Source organism: Paenibacillus sp. J31P190 (assembly GCF_059692075.1).
The window spans coordinates 81,813-103,099 of sequence record NZ_JCAUAS010000002.1; the positions used below are offsets into that span (position 1 = coordinate 81,813).

Genomic DNA, 21,287 nt, shown 5'->3' on the forward strand with positions numbered 1-21,287 from the left:
GAACAAATGTTCCAATTAGATGAGGAGGTTGTTAACATGATGAACACCAGTCACAATTTTCGGTTTATTGAGAGGGATTATTGGTACCACAAGGCATTGTGTAACACTGACCATCTTCTTCCCGGACAGATTGACGCCATGCTGGACGAAGCACACACCCACTACGCCGATTATACGTTCAAGTTTTATGACGATGGTTCGGTGACAATCATAGATAACGACACAAATAACCGCATTAAACCTCGCGAGCTAACAGGAGCCGTATATGACTTCTACATTCGTAAGCGTATTTATTTAATTAAAACCAATCTAATGGAGAAGCAACTCCAATACGCCTGATTGAAGCACAAAAAGGCCATCTGATTTGGACGATCGTCCGATCAGATGGCCTTTTCTCTACACTTTATTTATATCGAAAACAGGTTTGATTGTGATCGTTCACCATGCCAACCGCTTGCATATAAGCATAACAAATCGTCGAACCTACGAACTTAAAGCCGCGTTTTTTTAAATCTTTACTCATAGCATCAGAGATTTCTGTCGTCGCAGGCACCTGACTCATATCCGTCCAATGATTGTTAATCGGCTTCCCGCCAACGAATCCCCAGATATAGGAATCAAACGTACCAAACTCCTGCTGCACCTTTATAAAGGCTTTCGCATTCTGAACTACAGACGCAATTTTCAAGCGATTGCGAACGATCCCTGAGTTCTCAAGAAGTTCATTCAGCTTTTTATCGTCATAGTTCACAATAATCTGCGGATCAAACCCATCGAAAGCTTCTCGATAGCTCTCCCGCTTCTTCAGAATCGTATACCAGCTCAGCCCCGCTTGTGCGCCTTCCAGATTAAGCATCTCGAACAAATGCCGGTCATCATGGACAGGAACACCCCATTCATGATCATGGTAATCGATATATAACGGATCTTCATTAACCCAACCGCATCTAATAGTCATTTAAACACTCACCTTATCTAGAAATCGAACATGCGTTCTGTATTATTATAAAACCTATACGAATAGATGTCCAGTTAGATTTAATTAGAATAAGTGAGGTGTAGGAATGCCATAGAATTGTTTGGTATTATTCAAAAGCGTATGTGCCGCTTCTTCCACTGGCAGTCCTTTTAGAAGCGCTATCTGTTCAATGACAGCATGGACCATACGCGGATGCGTCTGCTGCCCCTCAAAGGGCCCCTCGAAAGGCCATGGGCCATCCGTTTCGACCATCAACAGCGTAATAGGATAATTACGAACGAGTGTCCGTATTTCTTCTTCATATAGAACGTCCGGTGTTATGGAGATAAAATAGCCAGCTTGAATCATACGCTCTACCGTTGAATGTGACCCTTTGAACCAATGAAAATGCGCCTTTTTCATGCCATGCTTTTCAAGTAAGCCGCACACAATGTCAGCATCCTCGTATACTGCGTGCAAGACTACCGGTTTATCCAATTCCACTGCCAGCTTCAAGAAGCTCTCAAGAAGTGCAATGTAAGGCGCTAATTCAAAAACACGCCCCTCTGCTTCAGCCTCCAGCCTCATATAATAAGGCAAACCAATTTCACCAACAGCGATCATCCTAGACGAATGCTCACGAATCCATTCGTTTAAATCATTCAACTGATTTTCCGTAGGCAGATCTTGTTCAGGGTGATAGCCATATGCTGCAAAAACTTGCTCTGGGGCTTGCATTAACAGCTGCTCAGTTGCCTTACAGGAGTCCAGATGTCTCGACACTGCTATCAGTGCCTCAATGCGGCACTCTGCTAATTCCGTTAACAGAGTCCGTGCAGCAGATTCTGTGTACATATCGAGATGAATATGAGCATCAATGGCTTTTATCATAGGTAATCTCCTGACGCAAAAGCCCTTGAATATGCTGCCGGAGCTCTTGAAATTTCGGTTCAAGCATGACGGACTCTTGACGCGGCCTTGCAAACGGAATAACCAGCTCTTCTATGATCTTGGCAGGCTTGTTAGAGAGTACATAGATACGATCGGATAGAAACAACGCTTCTTCAATGCTATGCGTCACAAATAAAATGGAGCGCTTATTCTGTTCCCATATATTAAGCAGCCATGCTTGCATGTCTTGCCGTGTAAGTGCGTCTAAGGAGCCGAACGGCTCGTCCAGACACATGAGTTCCTGTGGACTGAGCAAAGCTCTCAGAAAAGAAACACGCTGCTGCATCCCACCTGAAAGTACATGCGGAAGCTCTTGCTCATAACCGCCTAATCCGACCTTGGGCAGCCACTCCCTTGCTTTGGCAAGCGCATCTGTTCGCGTTTCTCCTGCAACTTCCTGTGCAAGTGCTACGTTGGACTCAATAGAACGCCATGGGAACAAGGCAGGCTGCTGTGGCATGTATGAGATTAGGCCTTTAGAGCCGGTCACATTCACACCATTCAGCCATACCTCCCCTGAAGAAGGCTTTACAAGCCCGCCAATAATGTGAAAAAGGGTACTCTTTCCGCTGCCTGATGGACCGATAAGTGAAACGAACTCCCCTTCTTTAACATGTAAAGAAATATCCGCAAGCACGGATATGCGCTGTTTTTTACCAGGGAACGTTTGATGAATGCCTCTAAGTTCTAATTTGCTCATGAGCTCATCTCCCCTTTCTTAAGATGATCGTTTCGCATTCCATCGAATGACGAGCTTCTCAAGCCCTGCGATGAGCCAGAAAAAGAGTAAGCTGAGAGTAACGATCATCAGAATAGCGACAAATTCGCGATCAGCGCGGAACGCCGATTTTTGCAAAATCATATAATAGCCCAGTCCAACGCCTCCGCCAAGCCATTCGGCAATCACGGCCCCCATCACACTGTATGTGGCCGATATTTTGAGTCCTGTGAAGAGAAATGGCAAAGCATGCGGCAGTTCTAATTTATAAAAGATTTGCCGTTTGCTGGCGCCGATCATCTGCATATAGTTATACATACTGCGATCCGTTTGCATAAAACCGTCCAAGGTAGACATCGTTACAGGAAAAAAGCAAACAAGTGAGATTAATAGAATTTTAGGTAAAATGCCAAAACCAAATAAAATGATAAGCAGAGGCCCCAGTGCAATAGTCGGGACATTTTGAGATAAAATAAGCAGCGGGTAAAAACCAGCCTTTAGCGCAGGCACTCGATGTAAGCAGCTAGCGACAATCACGCCGCCTGTTACACCAGCACTAAACCCAATCAACATTAAGCGCAGTGTAGCGAATGTGTGCATCCATACTCTGGGCATATCCGTAGTGCCGTCTTTCCATATTTTGAGCGGACTAGGCAGCAGCCAGCTTGCTGTACCTCCCCAAGTCACGGCAAGCTGCCATAAAAGCAACAGAAGGATGACCACAACAATCGGTGGCCACCCTGCTTTGAACCAGCGATGCTGTTTCATTATCTGTATTTCTCCGTCAATTTGTCCATCGAAGCACCTGACGGATTGAAGTAAATTTTCACCTGCGAAATTACGTTAGGGCTGCCCATCTCAATCATCGCGGCATTCATATCTTGAATGATCGCCAGAAGTTGGTCGAGCTCCCCTTCCATTGTCGTTTCCAGCGGAGATACGAAATATTTCACGCCAGACTTGGCTATGACTTCAATAGCACGGTCTACATAGGGGATGACATCTTCATTGTTTTTCGTTTTCGGAATGATTTGAATACTGACAAGTGCATTAGCCACTATAAGTGCCTCCTCCAACAAATCGTGTTATTTTGAGCTTTCCGGTAAAAATTTGTTCGTGAATGCAGCATCTGCATCGATATTTTTCTCGAGCAGTTTGTGATCAAGCATCCAGTTCGCATAATTTTCCCATACGGATTTTTTTTGTTCACCCCAACGAGCGGCATCATCTTGATAACGCGGGCTAAGCCATTTTTGACTGGCAAGCACAAGTTTTTTATCTAAATCAGGAACCGCTTTGATCAAAATATTAGCAGCGTCCTCAGGCTTGCTGATCGCGAATTGATAACCTTTCGATGCAGCAGCCATGAAAGCTTTCACGAGCTCAGGCTTCTCTTTGATCATTTTCTCATTCGTCGCAAGAACCGGTGTATAGTAATCCAGTTTATCCGAATATTTGTTCAAATAAATCATGTTCAGCGGCTCGCCGCGCAGCTCGGCATCTACACCTGTCCAAGCGTAGTAAATCCATGCGAAATCAATATCCCGCTTCACAGCTGTGAAATAATCGGCATCACCGATATTCACGATCTTCACTTTGCTCGGATCTGCTTTCTCGGATTGCACTAGCGAGTCGATCATCGCACTTTCTGACGGAGCACCCCAACCGCCATACGTTTTCCCCTCGAAATCCTTAGGCGACTTGATGTTCTTCGCTACCGGCGATGCAAAACCGGATGTGTTATGCTGAATCACCGCAGCAATGGAAACTAACGGCACACCTTGAATTCGTCCTTGTGTAATACTTTCTTGATAACTGACACCGAATTCCGCAGCTCCTGAAGCAATCATCGCATCGGCTCCGCCTTCACCAGGAGCAATAATTTCTACATTCAGTCCCTCTTTTTCAAAAAAGCCTTGATCCTTAGCGACGTATAACCCCGTATGGTTCGTATTTGGCGTCCAGTCTAGAACGACCTTCACGTTCGTTAACGGCTTGGCCGTTTGTTTTGCCGGCTGTTCAGCCATCTTATTACCGCATCCAGCCAAGGCTACCGTTAAGCTAACTAACATAAGTGGTGCAATTTTCTTCCATTTCATTCTTTGTTTCCCCTCTCCACATCTCTATTTAACCACAAGAAAAAGCCCCCGTTATCCGGGAGCGCCATGAGTAGAAAATGATAAACCCATTCGAAACAAATCGAATGAACGTGCATTTATTAGTGTTCTCTACGCTGGCATTACCCAGATCAGATTAACGGTGAGTGACAATGACGGTCACAATCTCAGCCTGACTTCTCAAGCTCCCGTGGGTTCTTATTGGTTTGTTTATACCATACCTCATGTTCGTACTTATTGCAAACAGAAATGATAATTACATTCCTGCTGCATCCAGCAAATAGAGCCTATGTTATGCACTTTCGATGCTTGTTGATAACTCTTTTTAACTTCCTCAGCAGACCCGACGGCCATAACTTCAAATTTTGTTTATAAAGTTGGTCAAAGGCTTTGTACATATAGGCAGCCATCCGTGGTTACTGATGTTGTATTTTCTGCAACAATTTTCACTCCCAAAGGCTATTTTTTAAGTGGAAGTTGTAGTTTTTACAACACTTTTAACCCATTTACGCAAAAATGACCTGTGACGGTCCAAACTGTTGCACTTTATGCAACATCGTATCGCAATAGCGCTTTAATGGGCTGCAATTGTTGCATTTTCTACAACATCAACCATCGAAATTCTCGATCCAGTCCTTCACCAACCCATAAAACAATAAAAACCACCATTCACCTTATGCATGCACCCTTAAATTTTTCATCGGCTTAACCCAGGGGTTTTTCCAATGTCTATTCTAAGGGGCGCACTTCAAAGGAACAGTGGCCTTAATTAATATGTCTAGTTTTTCGCAAGAGTCAATGCCCAGGTGACGCCGAAACGATCACTAACCCAACCAAACTTTTCACTAAATAATTTTTTGATTTAATTTTTCCAAGTACACAGCTCCTTACGGTCAACTAAGTAACCATTCTTTCATCTGTGATCCCATTCGTTTCGCATCCTGATAGCCAAGCTCGTGCAGCGCTTCTAGTTTCTTTGGATCCTTTTCCATACGGCCTACTACTACTTTGGACGAAGGTCGTATAATGATCGCACTTCCATCTGCTTCCATTCGTTCAATGGTTTCTAAGGTTCCATTATAGATTTCACTTCGATTGACAAGTACATTGACAAGGCCGTTATAAGCCGGGTAGAAACTTTTAGCTAGCCACCGCTGCTTAAAGGGACTCTTGCGATACCCCTGTTCTTTGGTCAACACGATAACATGCTTTTTGTTCCCATCAGCTAGAGACTTCTTCACAGGAATCGGATCTACTAAGCCGCCGTCAAACAAGGTCCGACCTTCATAATGAATCGGAGTGGCTACAAATGGCAATGAACTTGATGCTTGAACAATCGGCAAGGTTTGCTGCATAAGCTGATGTTTCGTGTAATAAATGGGTTCGCCCGTATGCGCATCGGTTGTACCGATCGCGAACTGCTGTGACGAGTTATAGAAGGTATCGTAATCAAACGGTACCAACTTATTCGGCAACTCTTTAAATATAAAATCCATCCCAAATATGCTCTTATGACGGAATAAATTACGATAGCTTAAATATCGGTGATCTCTAATATAACCGATCGTTACTTTTTTATTACGCCCGGGTTGTTTGGAAATATACGAAACTGCGTTGCATGCACCTGCGGATACACCAACCACATAAGGAAAATATAAATCCTGTTCCATAAAGTATTCCAAGACTCCTGCGGTGTATACGCCTCGCATACCTCCGCCTTCCAGTACGAGTCCAATTCCTTCCATGGTCACACCTTCTTTCTCTTTCTCTCTGTCTCTAGCCCCTTTCTAGCATACAGGAAATGTCAATTAAAAGAAATGCTCCTCCATCTCCGTAAAAGAGACAAAGAAGCAGATTTCATACCACTTTATTAGATGGATTCAGGAATTACCCCAGATAATCCACGTTTTTGGCGAATTTCAGATGATGCCGTTAACGCTGCTCCTTGTAGAACTCTTTGATAACCAGGAACTCATCCAAATGCTTAATGAAGAGATCAACGATCACAGGATCGAAATGCCGACCGCGTTCCGTTTTAAGCAAATCCATTACACGATCAAGTTCCCAAGCTTTCTTATAAACACGATCACTGCATAAAGCATCAAATACATCAGCTAATGCGGTTATACGACCATAGAGATGTATCTCGTCGCCGCGAAGTCCTTGAGGATACCCTGTTCCATCAAAACGCTCATGATGCTGCTGTGCGATGATAGCAGCGGCATTTAAGACTTGCTTGTTCGAATGCTTGAGCATTTCGTACCCCAGATTCGAATGAGTCTTCATAACATCGAATTCTTCACTTGTTAGCGATCCAGGCTTATTTAAAATCGCGTCTGGTATGCCAACTTTACCAACATCATGCATCGGCGAAGCCAAGCGAATGACTTCGGCTTCCTGCTCAGATAATCCATATTTAATGGCCAGTAAACGGGAGTATTCGGCAACTCTTTTCACATGGTGTCCCGTTTCCTTGGATCTCGTTTCCGTGATTTCACCCATCGTATAAATAATTTCTTGCTGTGTGCTTTCAAGCTCTTCATTCAAATAAATATTTTCGAAAGCCACAGAAACATTCGCACAGTAAATATCAACTAAATAATGCTCCCACTCGCTGAGTGCTTTGAATCCATTCATATAGATGACATTTTCCATCCCCATCTTACTTTGAAAATAAATCACAAAGCGATCCGATGCGAAGCTGCTTTTTTTGGAATGAAAGGCATGTTCAATCTCTTGGAGTACATCTGTAGGAACAACATCCCGTGCTCGTTCGTCTTGATTGGATGCATAATCCCCGCTTGCTGCTAGGATATAAATATCTTCCACGCCTTTAGTAACAGCAAAGCTGCAATGAAGCGCATTTTTATGTAAGTTAACGATGGAGGTCATTTGTGTTAAAACGCCGGAAGCAAATTTCTTCATAGATTGCAGCTCGAATAACGAAGCAGATGACTTAATAATCTCCTCCAAGCCCGATCTGCTTTTCTCAATTGTTTTAATATCGCGATAGGAACGCAGCGCCGTAACCACTGTGGTGAACAGCTTCTGTGTTGTGAGTTCTGTCTTTTCTTTGTAATCATTAATGTCATAATCCATGATGACCGTGCGTTCAGGCGCTTGACCTGGCTGACCTGTCCGCAAAATAATACGTATCGCCTGATTATTCAATTCTTCGCGTATGTACTTAACAATTTGCAGCCCCGCATCATCTTGCTCCATGACAACATCCAAAAGAACTAATGAGGCATTAGGTTGTTGTTTTAACAGCTGTTTGGCTTCTAAAGCCGAATAAGCACTATGGAATTCCAGCTTCTTTCCATCAAATTCAAAGTCTTGCAGAACCATTTTCGTCACTTGATGGATTTGTTTCTCATCGTCAACAATGAGTACGACCCAAGGGTCTTGTTCGATCGGAACTTCCTTTGCTGAATCGGTCTCTTCTTCCTCAGCAAAAAAAAGCTCATCCTGGTCCATTAACCCATCTTGTCCTGTCATTGCACAGCTTCCTCCTCTTTCGGAATTGTAATGGTAAATAAACTTCCTTGTCCCAAGGTACTAGAACCTTCGATGGTTCCATTCAGTGATTGTGTAACGAGATTATAGACAATATTCATCCCTAACCCTGTTCCGCCTTTGCCGCGGCTCGTCGTGAAGAAAGGATCAAAAATTTGATCTAGCACTTCTTTCGTCATCCCTTTACCGTCATCGGTATAGGCAAGGATAATATAGTCTTGATGCTCTTCAACACGTATGGTTAAACTGCCTTCTTCCTCTATTGCATAGGCATGGTTCAAAGAATTCATGACTAAATTCGTAATAATTTGTGATAAAGCACCTGGGTAAGTGTAAAGAATCAGCTCATTATCACAATAAACATCTACTCGTAGCCTTGTTTTCTTGAGCGTAGGTTTCAAGCTTGAAATGATTCCCTCTAAATACTCCTTCAAATGAAACGAGCGCTTGACTTCAACGCTTTGATCAACAGAAATTTGTTTAAAACTGCGCACCAAGGAAGAAGCGCGTTCCAGATTGGTCTGCACCATGGCATTCGTCTCTTGTGTGATGGATAGAAACTGCTCAAGGTCAGACTTTTTCATTTTACCTGTCTCATACAGGTTCTTAAATTCCTTCGTCTTTTGATCTAAATAGCTGATTGCTGTTACACCAATCCCGATTGGTGTGTTGATTTCATGTGAGACACCGGCTACAAGATTACCCAAAGCTCCCATTTTCTCAGATTGGACAAGATGGTCCTGTGTCACCTGCAATGTTTTTAGTACCTGTTGAAGCTCTTGGTAGCGTTCATCCAAATTTTTGACCATATCATTAAAAGCTTCAGACACTTCGTCGATTTCAGGGGAAGCTTTGAACTGCAGGCTAGGAAGATCTCCTCCTTGCCTTACAACAAGCGCGGCTTCACGAAGTCGGCTTAATGGTCGAATAACAATTCTTCTCAAAATAAGCCAAAGCAATGTTGACATAACAATAGCTACACTAATGCCCACAATCAGAATAAGTTTCGTTCGCTTTGCAAGTAGTACGGCTTCCTCGGACGAATCAAAAATAACTTCTACCGCACCTACAACAAGGCCATCCTCCTGTAGAGGCGCCGTCAGACGGACTACCGGTTTATCCGTTTGTGCCATAGGCACACGGTCAACAATGGTATGATCCTGCTTAGGAATGATTACACTATCAAGAGGCATATGATTACCGACTTCAGAACGATTGGAAGCCGCAAGAACTATGCCTTGTTTATCGTAAAGCTTCATTTCGAGTACACGCGTATTTTTGTATTGAATATAATCAAATATTTGCTGTACATCTGTAACGGAACGAGATTCTTCATAGCGTCCATTAATGGCAATCGTCATACCGCTTATTTGACTCACATAGGCTTCTCGAATGGATTGATTTAAACTTATGGTATCGAAAACCAACATTGTTGAGAGCATACTGACCGTAACTGTAGTCACGAGGAAAACAATTCTTTTCTGTAAGCTCAATCTCTTTGGAAGAAATGACATGGGATGCTCCTACTTCACTTCAAACGTGATCGTCTTGCTTACATCATAAGGTGTGTGATCGTTATTATGTAAGGAAACCTTTAATTCGTGAGGACCTTTGCTTAAATGTTCATAATTTTTTTCAGTGGTCGTCATGATTTCTTTTTCTGCTTTGTCCAAGGAAACATGAACGTGCCCTTCCCCTTGCTTGCGCTGTTGATCATAATGCTCTTTGGAAAGCTTAAGGTCCGTTGTAATTCGAAGGGTTGCAGCATCTCCATTAACAATAATACTTGCCTCTAAGGTAGGCGTGAATGAATTTGCCGGTGAAGTATTTGTTTTGGATGATCCACATCCGGAAATACTTAGTGTAACAGCTGCAATTATACAAAAACCTTTCCATGTTCTCATCGTTTCATCCCCTATTTAGACCCAAATTGTCTAATCATGTCAAAAAAAAGCTATCTTCTTTAGCTTATGAATATTCAAGCGGTTTGTCCACTTTTATTTTGGAAACAATAGCCTTTTCATGTAATTGATTTTGTATTCGAAATTTTCTGACTTTTCATGTCGAATTATCATAAGAACGCTCACATTTTGCGCTTCCCCAGGAAATAATTTCATTTCCCAATCGAAGAATGATTTCCCCAACTTTGGAGCAATGTAGTAAAGTCGCTGTTCTTTTTTACCCATAACAATTATCCTTAGGAGGCATTCCCCTATGACAGAAACCCGTCAGCATCAGCAGCCGCTTCAGCACGCCATTGACGCAGCAGATCATGCTATACTCCAAGCTCAAGACGCTGAGCATCAGCTGCAAGTTGCCATTACACAGGCCAACCCTCGGTCTATTCAATCTGCACAAGCAGCGCTTACAGAGGCTAAGCAGCAAGTTCATGAAGCACATGAGCAGCTACAAGCTTTTAATAACGATGAGTATGGGCAGCAGATACAGCAAACCATGGAACAATTGACGCAAGCTTCACAAGATATCGAGGCCAATCAAGAGAAGTTCCATACCCCGAAGCAAATTCGATAAGGCTATTATTCTCTGCAAAAGGTGATCGAAATTCGATCGCTTTTTCTTTTTATACAAACATTATGTTAAACTACGGAGGAAGGTTTTCAAGTTATTTGGGGAGGCACTACATTTCATGCTCGTTATCGGAATTGCCGGTGGTACCGGTTCAGGAAAAACTACAGTAGCTCGATCTATCATTACCAAGCTAGGATCCACGAACGTGACATTAATTTCACAAGATAATTATTATCTTCATCATAGTGGTCTTACTTTTGAAGAACGGGAACGTATTAATTATGATCATCCCCGTGCCTTCGAAAATACCTTGCTGCTCAAGCATTTAAATGAATTGAAAAACGGCAATGCCGTTGACATTCCTGTGTACGATTTCTCGCAGCACGCTCGCTCTCAAGAGACGATTCGTATCGAAGTAAAACCGATTGTGCTTCTTGAAGGCATTCATGTCTTAACAGATGAAGAGCTGCGCGGTGCTTTGAACATTAAGGTGTTCGTTGATACCGATCCAGACGTCCGTATTCTGCGCCGACTATCCCGAGATATTAATGAACGTGGACGTACGCTCCAATCTGTCTTTGATCAATATTTGACAACCGTTAAGCCAATGCATGACGCATTTATTGAGCCGTCCAAGAAATATGCTGACATTATTATTCCTGAGGGCGGAGAGAATCAAATCGGAATTTCTATGCTCACTATTTTGACAGAGCGGTATATGACGGATCAAGCAGCAAGCTATGAAATAGGCTAAATGTTGACTAAATGAAAAAGGACACCAAACCTTCGTTAGGTTTAGTGTCTTTTTTTCATACAGATTGACGTCGAAAAGTAAACCCAGATAGGGCAAATAAGATATAGATAAGGCCTATTAAGTAAAAAATACTGGCCGTGCTAATATACCGTATAGCTAGTCCTCCCATTAAAGGGCCGGCTATACTTCCTAAGCTGTACTGGATAGAAGCAAGTACATTCGCAGTAGGTACTAAATGTCTGGGCAATATATCTGCCGCGTAGGCCAAACCTAGTGAGAAAAACGAGCCCACCATGCCCCCGGCAACGCCGAAACAGAGTCCAATCAACCAAAGATTCGAGCCTGCAAACGGAATACATAGAAATGCGATGGAGCCAATGAGGCCACTCACAATAAGGATACTTCTCCGCCCTACACGATCACTCCAGATCCCTAGGGGCAGCTGCATGATGAGACCCCCTACCCCCATGATGGGCAGCAGAACACCAATATTAGATTCCGTGAGACCTGCACGCAGTCCATAAATCGGAAAGTTGCTGTTCATCGAGGCTTCCATATAGCCATAGAGTAAGGAGGTAATGAGCGGGAACCAAGCGATTGCTAATACCTTTGAAGCACGCTTATGCACCGCTTCCACTTTGTCTAGTTGCTCTGGCTTCTCATTGGACAACTGCAGCACAAGCGTTAGAACGATTAAGAAAAAGCTACTGGTCGTCAAAAAGGGAACCCAACTACCTGCTTTGAGCAAGGTAATTCCTATAGGTCCTAAGCTAAAACCAACGCCATAAGCCATGCCGTATAAAGAGATATTACGTCCTCTACGCTCTTTAGGGCTTGATGTAACGATCCATAACTGGGTTGCATAATGCAGGGCGCTATCCCCGATCCCTACAAGCAAACGAAGTACAAACCAGAAACCAATCTGCTGCCATAACGGAAACAAACAAGTTGCCAAGATGACCAGTCCCATCCCAACCATGATGACTGGCTTATATCCGTATCTTCGCACAGGTCTTTCTATGAAGAACATCGTGGAGAAAATACCAATATAAAGCGCAGCAGCATTCAGGCCATTGGCTTCCGTTGAGACACCCGAACGATCCAAAAGGATCGTTAGCAGCGGCAGGAGCATACCTTGACTCATCCCTGCCACGATAACGACCATAATTAATATGATTAATTTGTTAGTTGAGATCCGTTGTTTAAGAGCCATTTCCAAAATCCACAGCTTCCCATCTCTCCGCGTATTCATTCAGCTTACCATGGAGTGGGACATGGAATTGGTTGATGATGACGAGTCTTACTTTTTTGATCCATTCCTTGAAGGAAGGATATGTCACGAATAGATTCGCATAGCGATCACTCATGCATACGAAATGGGGTCCGGGCGTTTTATCCGTCAAAAATTTCAAAGATGTATCTATCGGTGTGTACTTCTTACGCTTCCCTTCCCACTTATCCACGTCCAATTGAAGGGTGGTATCCACATGTTCCAGTAGGCTTTCCAAATGCTTCACACGGGCATAATAGGGCTGTTGACTAGGTATGTCCATTCTCCGTAGCGTTTCCTCATGCTGGGGATAAAAGATAGCCCGAACGAACTTTCTTTCCTCCGCCCATTTGGTAAAAGCTTGCAGCTCTGTCTTCGTCCAGTCCTCAAATGTTTCAAATAATAAAACGGTTCCTTTATGAGTCTCCGCTGGAGGTTCGTACCCGAATGGTACTTTAATCTGATCTCTTGCCATTGCGTCCTCCTCTAGTTGTAATTTTCTGTTGTCTGTCATTCCTTGATATATTGTAGCATACCCCATTAAGTTCCACGAAATCATTAGTCATTATTGGCTTAAGAACGCTTGTTGCGATATAATTTGTTAGTACATATATTCAATCAAGGGAGACCTATAGAATGAGAGATCCAAGACTTCAAACTTTTGCCCGAAATATAATCCGTTATTCAGTTAGCCTTCAGCCTGGTGAGAACATATTGATTGAAATGATTGGAGTCAAAGACCCTGAACTCGCCAAATGCTTCATTGAAGAAGTGTATGCCGTAGGCGGTAAACCATTCATCGAGCTGCGCGATCCAGCCATCATGAGAAGTTTACAGATGACAGGCACACAAGAGCTATTTACCCAATGGTCCGAATTTGAGCTTGCGAGGATGAAGCAGATGGATGCTTACGTAGCCGTCCGTAGCGGTGATAATATTACCGAATCGTCCGATGTACCCGATGACCAAATGAGGCTCTACCTAAAATACTTCCAACGTCCTCTTTTCGACGAACGCATTAACAATACTAAATGGTGTGTAATGCGTTATCCGAATCCTTCGATGGCTCAGCTTGCCGGCAAAAGCACCGAGGCTTTCGAAGATTTCTATTTCAATGTTTGTAATCTCGATTACAGCAAAATGGCTGTCGCTATGGAATCACTTGTCGACCTGATGAACCGTACAGACCGCGTTCGCCTTGTTGCCAAAGGGACTGATATTAGCTTCTCGATCAAAAATATTGGCGCCGTTCCTTGCTCTGGTTTGAGAAACATACCTGATGGTGAAGTATACACAGCGCCTGTGAAGGACTCCGTCAATGGAGTAATCAGCTATAACACACCTACGATATATTCCGGCACTTCTTTTGAAAATATTGTATTACGGTTCGAAAATGGCCGTATTGTTGAAGCTACAAGCAATGACAGCAAGAAATTGAATGATATCCTGGATACCGATGATGGTGCTCGATATATCGGCGAATTCGCAATTGGTGTAAACCCGTACATCCAACATCCAATGAAAGATATTTTATTCGATGAGAAGATTGATGGCAGCATTCACTTTACTCCAGGACAAGCATATGAAACAGCGGATAATACGAACCGCTCCTCCGTTCACTGGGATATGGTGCTTATCCAGCGTCCCGAATATGGTGGCGGCGAAATCTACTTTGATGATGTTCTCATTCGCAAAGACGGACGCTTCGTCATCCCTGAATTGGAAAAACTGAACCCTGAGAACTTAATGTAGTTAATTTAAAAAGCAGCCGCTGCTTCCGACTAATCCTCGGTAAGCCTTGGCTGCTTTTTTCATAAGATCGCAGGAAATAATATGTAATGCCATTAACAAAACGTGATTAACCAAGCCAGTGAAATACCTGTTTCGGCGATTGATCAAGGGATGGCAGCTTATTTGGAATGAGCAATATCGTGTCCTTGACTTGCTCATTATGGATCGTTGCCCATTTGGCAGAATTTATTTGAACCTCTGTGCCCTTAGGAACAAACTGGAATAATTGCTGCACATCCGGATTCGTCAGTCGAATACAGCCCAATGATTGATCCGTGCCGATTGAGCTTTCATCGAATGTTCCATGAAGTGCAATCACTCCAAGTCCCAAGCCGGCCTCCCCATATACCTGTGCATGGTTACCTTTGGGCTTCTGTACACGATCCATCACCCGAAAATCTCCTTGGGGTGTGCTCCCGTTGGCTCCAAGACCAATATCTTTAACCCACAGTAAATAGCTGCCGCTAACCAGTTTCAATTGATGTTCTGCCTTGTTGATTTCTATATGCACAGGTTCATAGGGTACTCGGCCAACGCCTGCAGTATTCGCATAAAACATCTGCTCGACATCAGCCGCGCCGAAATTGTAGACCCAACCGCCTCGCCCGTTAAACTCCGTGGATATGTCATTGGAACTTGTGACCGCTTCTAACGGAATGAAGCTTAAATAATTATTCGGATAATCTTGCAAGAGAGCATTCAGATGAACGGGAGCCTTCCCATAATCTTTGCGGTACGATTCCAAAGCTGTACGAACTAAATTAGCACCAATCGCACTAAGCGGTTGGTGCTTTTCAAATTCGGAATTCAGAAAGCGAATTCTCACTGTACGATCCGTCGCGGGATGATATTGAGCGATAACAATGGCGCTTTTCGTCAACTCATCATTCGTGAGAAGCATTGTTTTCCCTTGGTTCACGTTATCTTGTGAAACAATGCCATAAATAAGAATACTGGAATTCGGCATCTCCTTGGCTAATTCCAAAGCCTGCTTATGCAGTGCTGTTTCAATATCTTCATTTTTGGTGTCAGGATCAAGATACATGATAAATGGGACATCTACTGTCTCATATGTAATGTCGCTTCCAACACCCCAGACTTTCATTTTCGAAATCGCTTTATAGATCGGGGCATCTCCAACAAACAAGAAGACTAACATCAAATTAAGTACAAAGAGAACGATAAGCATTGTTTTCATAAATGGAGGTAACAGCCGTTTTTCCGCCTCTGGGAAAGCCTTTTGCATACTAGCTGCATGATCCGCTTGTTGTTGATCAAATTCACGAATGGCTCGATTAGCAGCCGAATAAAATGGTGATGGATACGTTCGAAGAACTTCTTTGTAATGGAAAATCGCTCTTTTCAAATTTCCTTTTAACTGAAATTTTTGTCCGATCTTATAATGAGCTTCCGGAGAATTAGCGTCAATATATCGGATCACTTTTTCGTAATATTGTGGATCAGAAGGGCTTATGAACAAGTTCTTATGCAGATGAATCAGATTATCGTCGAGATGGTTACGAAATCGTTGGCTTCTGCGAATCATTCGGCTCCTCTCCGTTCAATAGAATTGCTTGTCCACTCTGGCTGAATGATACAATTAGTATCTCTGATACATAATGTATCATGCGTAAGATAGAAAGACAACTATTTATTACCTTTTGTCTTATTGAATGAACGATAATCATTTAGCAAAAGCTGTATCGACGGAGGTGATAAATCATGAGTGGAAGAAATAGTAAGCCCAAGAACACTGGACCTGCAGGCAGCCCTTCTCGCTTAGATCAATTCGGAGAAAAAGCCGTACAACAAGAGAAACGAGAAGCTAAGGAACGTAACAATCCTACATGCTAGTGATACTCTGAATACTTTAGTGATGAAATTCATCGTCTCAGCTGCCAACTTGAGTGGATTGAGGCTGATTCCGCGTCCATAAGCATGTTTTACATCGCTATGGAGACTCTTTCAGCTACTACGTGTACTTTAGCGATGAATTTCATCGTTTCAGCTGCTACCTTCAGAAGACTTAGGCTGGCTCGGTGCCTGAAAGGATGTTTTTCATCGTTATGGAGTCAATTCTAGCTACTCCATGTTCTTTAGCGATGAATTTCATCGTTCCAGATGCCTTCTCCTAATTTTTTGACTTGTCCGAGGAACTGCTGCATTCCAACACAATAAAAAAGACGTTCTCACCACGCCAATCGTGGTGAAAACGTCTTTCCTTTTATCAAAACTTAATGAGCCACTTGATTATAAGTCATAATCCAAATCGAACCGGCCACAATCGTCAATAAAATAACAAGACCAAAGATCAGCGCCATGATATTCCAGCGAGCGTTCTCGCCCTCTTTCACATGCATGAAGAAGAACAATTGAACACCGAATTGCAGTACAGCCATGATGAGGATCAATACGATTGTGCCTGTTTTGCTCAACATATGGTTCATGACGGCAACGAGTGGAATGATGGTCAGAATGATCGAGAGAGCAAAGCCAATGATATAAGATTTCAATGAACCATGAGCGTCATGGTTTTCATGTGAACCTGTATGCGGTTGACTCATCTTACATCACCCCCATCAAATAGACGACTGTAAATACGAAGATCCAAACAACATCAAGGAAATGCCAGTACAGGGAAATGACAGCCACTTTCCGTTTGGTTACTGCTGTGATGCCGCGGCGTTTCAATTGCAGCATCAACCCGACCATCCAGATCAAGCCAACCGATACGTGCAAACCGTGTGTACCAACTAATGCAAAGAAGGCTGATAAAAAAGCGCTCGTACTAATAGTTGCACCCTCATGATTAACCATGTTAATGAATTCATTAAGCTCGAGTCCAACGAATGACGCTCCCAGAAGCACGGTTACGGCGAGCCAACCGATTAACTGCTTCATGTTCCCTTTATGCATACCAAGCACGGCTAAACCGCTTGTGAAGCTGCTAGTTAGCAAGATAAAGGTTTCTGCAATGATACCTGGCATCTTGAACAATTCTTCCGGGGTAGGTCCCCCGTTCGTATTTTGATGAAGAACCATGTACGTTGCAAATAAAGATCCAAATAAAATACAGTCCGTGATTAGAAATATCCAGAATCCGAACGTTTTGAGCGACTCGTGATCATGTTCATGATCGTGGGCGTGATGCCCACCTTGCGCAGCTGCATGTGCCATTATACTTTCGCCCCTTTCAATGCGGCTTCCGTACGTTTCACTTCATCAGCAGGAATATAATAATCCGTATCATAGCTGAACGAACGTGCAATCATACTAATCGCGACACCAATTAAGGCAGGAATCGTCAGCCACATCCAATCAAATACAAAACCAAATCCTGCGAAAAACCACAAAGCGGACATTATGAATGGTATGGAAGAATTCTTAGGCATGTGAATCGCTTCATATACGATCTTGGCTGATTGCTTGGCAGATAAGCTTTGCTTCTGCTTTATTTCCCACCATGCATCTGCCTCGTTTACTTCTGGCAATACGGCAAAGTTATATATTGGAGCTGGCGAAGGAATCGACCACTCTAGTGTTCGGCCATCCCACGGATCCCCGGAAACATCCGGTTCTCTGAATTTAATCGAGTGGGCAATTTGCCATACTTGGAAAATGAACCCAATACCCATAAGGAAACCACCAACTGTTGACACCAGATTTAACGGTCCCCAGCCCATATCGAAATCGTACGTGTACGTACGACGAGTCATACCATCTAAGCCTAAGAAATATTGCGGCATGAAACAAACATAGAATCCAATGTTCCACAGCCAGAATGCCCATTTACCTAAGTGTTCATTAAGTTTGAAGCCGAACATTTTCGGCCACCAGTAGTAAAGTCCAGCGAAGTAACCAAAAGCTACACCGCCAATTAAAACTTGATGGAAATGCGCAATCAGGAAGTAGCTATTATGGAATTGAAAATCAGCAGGCGCAACAGATAACAATACCCCTGTCATGCCCCCAACAACGAAACAAGGAATGAAGGCAATCGTCCACATCATTGGTGTCGTAAAACGAATTTTACCGCGGAACATAGTGAATAACCAGTTAAATACTTTAGCTCCGGTCGGTATCGCAATCAACATCGTACTAATGGCGAAAAAGGCGTTAACATTCGCGCCGGAGCCCATCGTAAAGAAGTGATGCGCCCATGTGAAGAAGGACAATAAACTAATGATCAGCATAGCAAAAACCATCGATTTGTAACCAAATAATTTCTTTTTGGAGAAGGTCGAAACAACTTCTGAGAAAATCCCGAAAGCCGGAACGACAACAATATAGACCTCGGGGTGACCCCACATCCAAATCAAATTAATGTACATCATCGGATTCCCGCCGCCGTCCAACGTGAAGAAATGGGCGCCAAGGAAACGGTCAAGGAATAATAAGGCTAACGTAACTGTTAGGATCGGGAAAGCAAAGATAATCATAATACAGCTTGAAAATACGGACCATGTAAACATCGGCATTTTCATCAACTTCATGCCAGGTGCACGCATTTTCAAAATAGTTACGATAAAGTTAATCCCTGTTGCCAAACTACCGATACCGGATATTTGAATCCCCCAGATATAGAAGTTCTGTCCAACACCCGGACTGTGGGACACTTCCGAAAGCGGCGGATAGCTAAGCCATCCTGCATCCGGTGATCCGCCGATGACAAAGGATACGTTGAAAAGCATCGCTCCCCAGAAGAACATCCAGAAGCTAAGTGAGTTCAAGAACGGATAAGCGACGTCTCGAGCTCCAATTTGCAGAGGGACTACAATATTAAATAAACCAAACATTAGAGGCATAGCCATGAATAAAATCATAATCACGCCATGCGTTGTGAAAATTTGATTATAGTGCTCTGGTTGCAAAAATTCGCTGTTTGGCATTGCTAGCTGTACACGCATTAGTAGCGCATCCACACCGCCGCGGAACAGCATCATGATCGAGCAAATAATGTACATGATCCCGATTCGTTTATGGTCAACACTTGTTAACCATTCACGCCAGAGCCAGCCCCACTTCCTGAAATAAGACAGCACGAAAATCATTGCGATCATCGAGAGTCCGATACTAACCTGAGCACCCAGGATGAGTGGATCGCCCGTTACGAAAAACTCTGATGCGAATTGCTTTATTTTATCCAACATGAGCAGATCTCCCTTTCTCAAAAGCTTTGATCGATCATTTTGTCATATTCATTTGACTGTGATCATTATGATTCATAGGGGCATTTTTGTCCGTTGCTTGAGGCTTACTCGTCTCTTTCACGGATTCTGTACCGCCATGACCACTGTGAATGGATTGACCATTCGTATATTTCGTTACAATCTTATCGAAAAGTCCATCTGGCACCGATGAGAAGTATTGCACATCTGACTTACCAGGCTTTGCTAATGTTTCATAGCTTTCCATCGTAAGTTTTGTTGGAACCTTTTTCGTTTTGGCTACGAAAGCATCGAAATCGCTCTGAGATGTCGCATTCACATCGAATGTCATATCCGCAAAATGCGCACCGCTGAAATTCGCTCCCGTTCCGAAGTAATGCCCGATCTCATCGGCTTGCAAATACAGTGTCATCTTCATACCTGACATCGTATATATCTGCCCACCCAACTGCGGGACCCAGAACGAGTTCATCGGAGCATCTGAGGTCAGTTCAAACTTAATCGGCGTATCCTCTGGAATTTGCAAGTAGTTGACTGTTGCTATGCCCTGCTCCGGATACGTAAACAACCATTTCCAATCCAGTGATGTCACTTGAATGGTGACGGGTGGTTTATTGGATTTCAACGGCTTAGAAGGCTCTAGTGAGTGCGTATAACGAATAGTTATGACTGCCAGTGCCACAATAATAATGATGGGAATTGACCACCAAACGATTTCTAAAGTAGTACTGTGCGCCCAATTTGGCTTATAAGATGCTTTATTGCCTTCTTTATCCCGATACCGCCATACGATCCATGCAGTTAGCGCAAGAACAGGTACGAGGATTACCGTACATAAAATAGTAGAAATCACAATCAAATCTTTCTGTTCAGCACCCACAGGTCCTTTGGGATTCAGTACCATAGCTTGATTACTGCAGCCTGCCAATAAAATAATGATGGCGACCATCATAAAGGGCAGCAAAGCTTGTACGAGTGTTCTCTTCTTCATCCTACTTAACCTCCCTATCAACAAATCTGATCTATTATCAAGATATCATCTCGCTGATAAAAGTACACTGTCGCAAATGCAACTTAACAAATACGTCAAAGGATCGACGTTTTACTGTAAAACAAATGTCACAGAACGTTTGTTGACTATTATAAAAATGTATGAAAATGCATGAAAACGAAAAAGCCCTTCAAGTTGTAACTTGAAAGGCTTTTTTTATTACTCATAATACGTTGTAATCATTCCGACTTTGAAGCTGCACGAGAATGCACCAAGTGAATAGCCGTCCGAATGACATAGATGTGCACACTACCTACCATGAAGCCAATACCAACCATTAAAGAAGCATTACGGTCACTAAAATGATCCATATTCATCAAGCTTAATAGTAATCCTATGCCTAGCAACGTCCATGCCGCTATTGTCATCATCTTGACTAATGGCATTACATCGCGCTCACTGCGCTCATTACTACTGATCAAAACGGCTCTATTTGCCATCGTTATCAACTCCAAACTCCAATG

General features: G+C 43.1%; 23 protein-coding genes. 5 read left to right on the top strand and 18 right to left on the bottom strand.

Annotation, left to right across the window (positions count from 1 at the left end):
• Positions 1-36: 36 nt before the first annotated feature.
• Positions 37-339 (top strand): hypothetical protein, encoded by a 303-nt coding sequence (locus tag AC58U0_RS03940; RefSeq protein WP_235550140.1) that lies wholly within the window; start codon positions 37-39, stop codon positions 337-339.
• Between the two features lie 64 nt (positions 340-403).
• On the opposite strand, the gene AC58U0_RS03945 is transcribed toward AC58U0_RS03940, so the two are convergent.
• The 10 genes from AC58U0_RS03945 to AC58U0_RS03990 form a co-directional block, all read right to left on the bottom strand.
• On the bottom strand, positions 404-958 hold the full coding sequence (locus tag AC58U0_RS03945; RefSeq protein ID WP_497377759.1) for a DNA-3-methyladenine glycosylase I: 555 nt from the start codon (positions 956-958) through the stop codon (positions 404-406).
• An 84-nt stretch (positions 959-1,042) separates the two neighbouring features.
• Positions 1,043-1,849: a TatD family hydrolase gene (locus AC58U0_RS03950; protein ID WP_497377760.1), complete on the bottom strand. Its 807-nt coding sequence runs from the start codon at positions 1,847-1,849 to the stop codon at positions 1,043-1,045.
• The gene (locus AC58U0_RS03955) at positions 1,833-2,609 is read right to left on the bottom strand and encodes an ABC transporter ATP-binding protein (protein WP_497377761.1); all 777 of its coding nucleotides are present in this window, start codon (positions 2,607-2,609) and stop codon (positions 1,833-1,835) included. Before AC58U0_RS03955 ends, AC58U0_RS03950 begins: the two co-directional genes overlap by 17 nt.
• A gap of 18 nt (positions 2,610-2,627) precedes the next feature.
• The gene (locus tag AC58U0_RS03960; RefSeq protein ID WP_029194190.1) at positions 2,628-3,395 is read right to left on the bottom strand and encodes an ABC transporter permease; all 768 of its coding nucleotides are present in this window, start codon (positions 3,393-3,395) and stop codon (positions 2,628-2,630) included.
• Positions 3,395-3,685: a thiamine-binding protein gene (locus AC58U0_RS03965; protein WP_029194191.1), complete on the bottom strand. Its 291-nt coding sequence runs from the start codon at positions 3,683-3,685 to the stop codon at positions 3,395-3,397. The genes AC58U0_RS03960 and AC58U0_RS03965 overlap by 1 nt, the downstream gene beginning before the upstream one ends.
• Before the next feature lie 27 nt (positions 3,686-3,712).
• Entirely contained in the window at positions 3,713-4,726 is a 1,014-nt protein-coding gene (locus tag AC58U0_RS03970; protein WP_497377762.1) for an ABC transporter substrate-binding protein, read from the bottom strand.
• 911 nt (positions 4,727-5,637) lie between these two features.
• Entirely contained in the window at positions 5,638-6,489 is an 852-nt protein-coding gene (locus tag AC58U0_RS03975) for a patatin-like phospholipase family protein (RefSeq protein ID WP_057302699.1), read from the bottom strand.
• Between the two features lie 187 nt (positions 6,490-6,676).
• On the bottom strand, positions 6,677-8,242 hold the full coding sequence (locus AC58U0_RS03980) for a DUF3369 domain-containing protein (RefSeq protein ID WP_200961682.1): 1,566 nt from the start codon (positions 8,240-8,242) through the stop codon (positions 6,677-6,679).
• Positions 8,239-9,774: a sensor histidine kinase gene (locus AC58U0_RS03985; RefSeq protein WP_497377763.1), complete on the bottom strand. Its 1,536-nt coding sequence runs from the start codon at positions 9,772-9,774 to the stop codon at positions 8,239-8,241. The genes AC58U0_RS03980 and AC58U0_RS03985 overlap by 4 nt, the downstream gene beginning before the upstream one ends.
• A 9-nt stretch (positions 9,775-9,783) precedes the next feature.
• Complete coding sequence (locus AC58U0_RS03990) at positions 9,784-10,164, bottom strand: hypothetical protein (RefSeq protein WP_497377764.1); 381 nt, start codon at positions 10,162-10,164, stop codon at positions 9,784-9,786.
• 310 nt (positions 10,165-10,474) lie between these two features.
• Between AC58U0_RS03990 and AC58U0_RS03995 the strand changes: the two genes are divergently transcribed.
• Positions 10,475-10,792, top strand: coding sequence for a hypothetical protein (locus AC58U0_RS03995; RefSeq protein ID WP_497377765.1), 318 nt, complete (start codon positions 10,475-10,477; stop codon positions 10,790-10,792).
• Between the two features lie 115 nt (positions 10,793-10,907).
• The gene (gene udk, locus AC58U0_RS04000) at positions 10,908-11,543 is read left to right on the top strand and encodes a uridine kinase (protein ID WP_057302694.1); all 636 of its coding nucleotides are present in this window, start codon (positions 10,908-10,910) and stop codon (positions 11,541-11,543) included.
• Between the two features lie 55 nt (positions 11,544-11,598).
• On the opposite strand, the gene AC58U0_RS04005 is transcribed toward udk, so the two are convergent.
• Both AC58U0_RS04005 and AC58U0_RS04010 read right to left on the bottom strand, forming a co-directional pair.
• Entirely contained in the window at positions 11,599-12,756 is a 1,158-nt protein-coding gene (locus AC58U0_RS04005) for an MFS transporter (protein WP_497377766.1), read from the bottom strand.
• A complete protein-coding gene (locus tag AC58U0_RS04010; protein WP_497377767.1) occupies positions 12,746-13,288 on the bottom strand; it encodes a hypothetical protein in 543 nt (180 codons plus the stop codon). The genes AC58U0_RS04005 and AC58U0_RS04010 overlap by 11 nt, the downstream gene beginning before the upstream one ends.
• 161 nt (positions 13,289-13,449) lie before the next feature.
• On the opposite strand from AC58U0_RS04010, the gene AC58U0_RS04015 reads away from it, so the two are divergent.
• Positions 13,450-14,565, top strand: a complete 1,116-nt coding sequence (locus AC58U0_RS04015) for an aminopeptidase (protein WP_497377768.1) — start codon at positions 13,450-13,452, stop codon at positions 14,563-14,565.
• A 106-nt stretch (positions 14,566-14,671) separates the two neighbouring features.
• Here the strand turns inward: AC58U0_RS04015 and AC58U0_RS04020 are convergent, their stop codons facing one another.
• Positions 14,672-16,150, bottom strand: coding sequence for a L,D-transpeptidase family protein (locus AC58U0_RS04020; RefSeq protein ID WP_497377769.1), 1,479 nt, complete (start codon positions 16,148-16,150; stop codon positions 14,672-14,674).
• A gap of 176 nt (positions 16,151-16,326) precedes the next feature.
• Between AC58U0_RS04020 and AC58U0_RS04025 the strand changes: the two genes are divergently transcribed.
• Positions 16,327-16,458 carry a hypothetical protein gene (locus AC58U0_RS04025; protein WP_268795878.1) on the top strand — a complete coding sequence of 44 codons (132 nt, stop codon included), beginning with the start codon at positions 16,327-16,329 and terminating at the stop codon, positions 16,456-16,458.
• 380 nt (positions 16,459-16,838) lie between these two features.
• On the opposite strand, the gene cyoD is transcribed toward AC58U0_RS04025, so the two are convergent.
• The 5 genes from cyoD to AC58U0_RS04050 form a co-directional block, all read right to left on the bottom strand.
• On the bottom strand, positions 16,839-17,168 hold the full coding sequence (cyoD, locus tag AC58U0_RS04030) for a cytochrome o ubiquinol oxidase subunit IV (RefSeq protein ID WP_047677705.1): 330 nt from the start codon (positions 17,166-17,168) through the stop codon (positions 16,839-16,841).
• 1 nt (position 17,169) lies between these two features.
• Positions 17,170-17,781 (bottom strand): cytochrome o ubiquinol oxidase subunit III, encoded by a 612-nt coding sequence (cyoC, locus tag AC58U0_RS04035; protein ID WP_057302690.1) that lies wholly within the window; start codon positions 17,779-17,781, stop codon positions 17,170-17,172.
• On the bottom strand, positions 17,781-19,754 hold the full coding sequence (locus tag AC58U0_RS04040; RefSeq protein ID WP_497377770.1) for a cbb3-type cytochrome c oxidase subunit I: 1,974 nt from the start codon (positions 19,752-19,754) through the stop codon (positions 17,781-17,783). Before AC58U0_RS04040 ends, cyoC begins: the two co-directional genes overlap by 1 nt.
• Positions 19,755-19,788: 34 nt before the next feature.
• Positions 19,789-20,763, bottom strand: a complete 975-nt coding sequence (gene cyoA / locus AC58U0_RS04045) for a ubiquinol oxidase subunit II (RefSeq protein WP_497377771.1) — start codon at positions 20,761-20,763, stop codon at positions 19,789-19,791.
• A gap of 239 nt (positions 20,764-21,002) precedes the next feature.
• The gene (locus AC58U0_RS04050; protein ID WP_057302687.1) at positions 21,003-21,263 is read right to left on the bottom strand and encodes a hypothetical protein; all 261 of its coding nucleotides are present in this window, start codon (positions 21,261-21,263) and stop codon (positions 21,003-21,005) included.
• Positions 21,264-21,287: the final 24 nt, after the last annotated feature.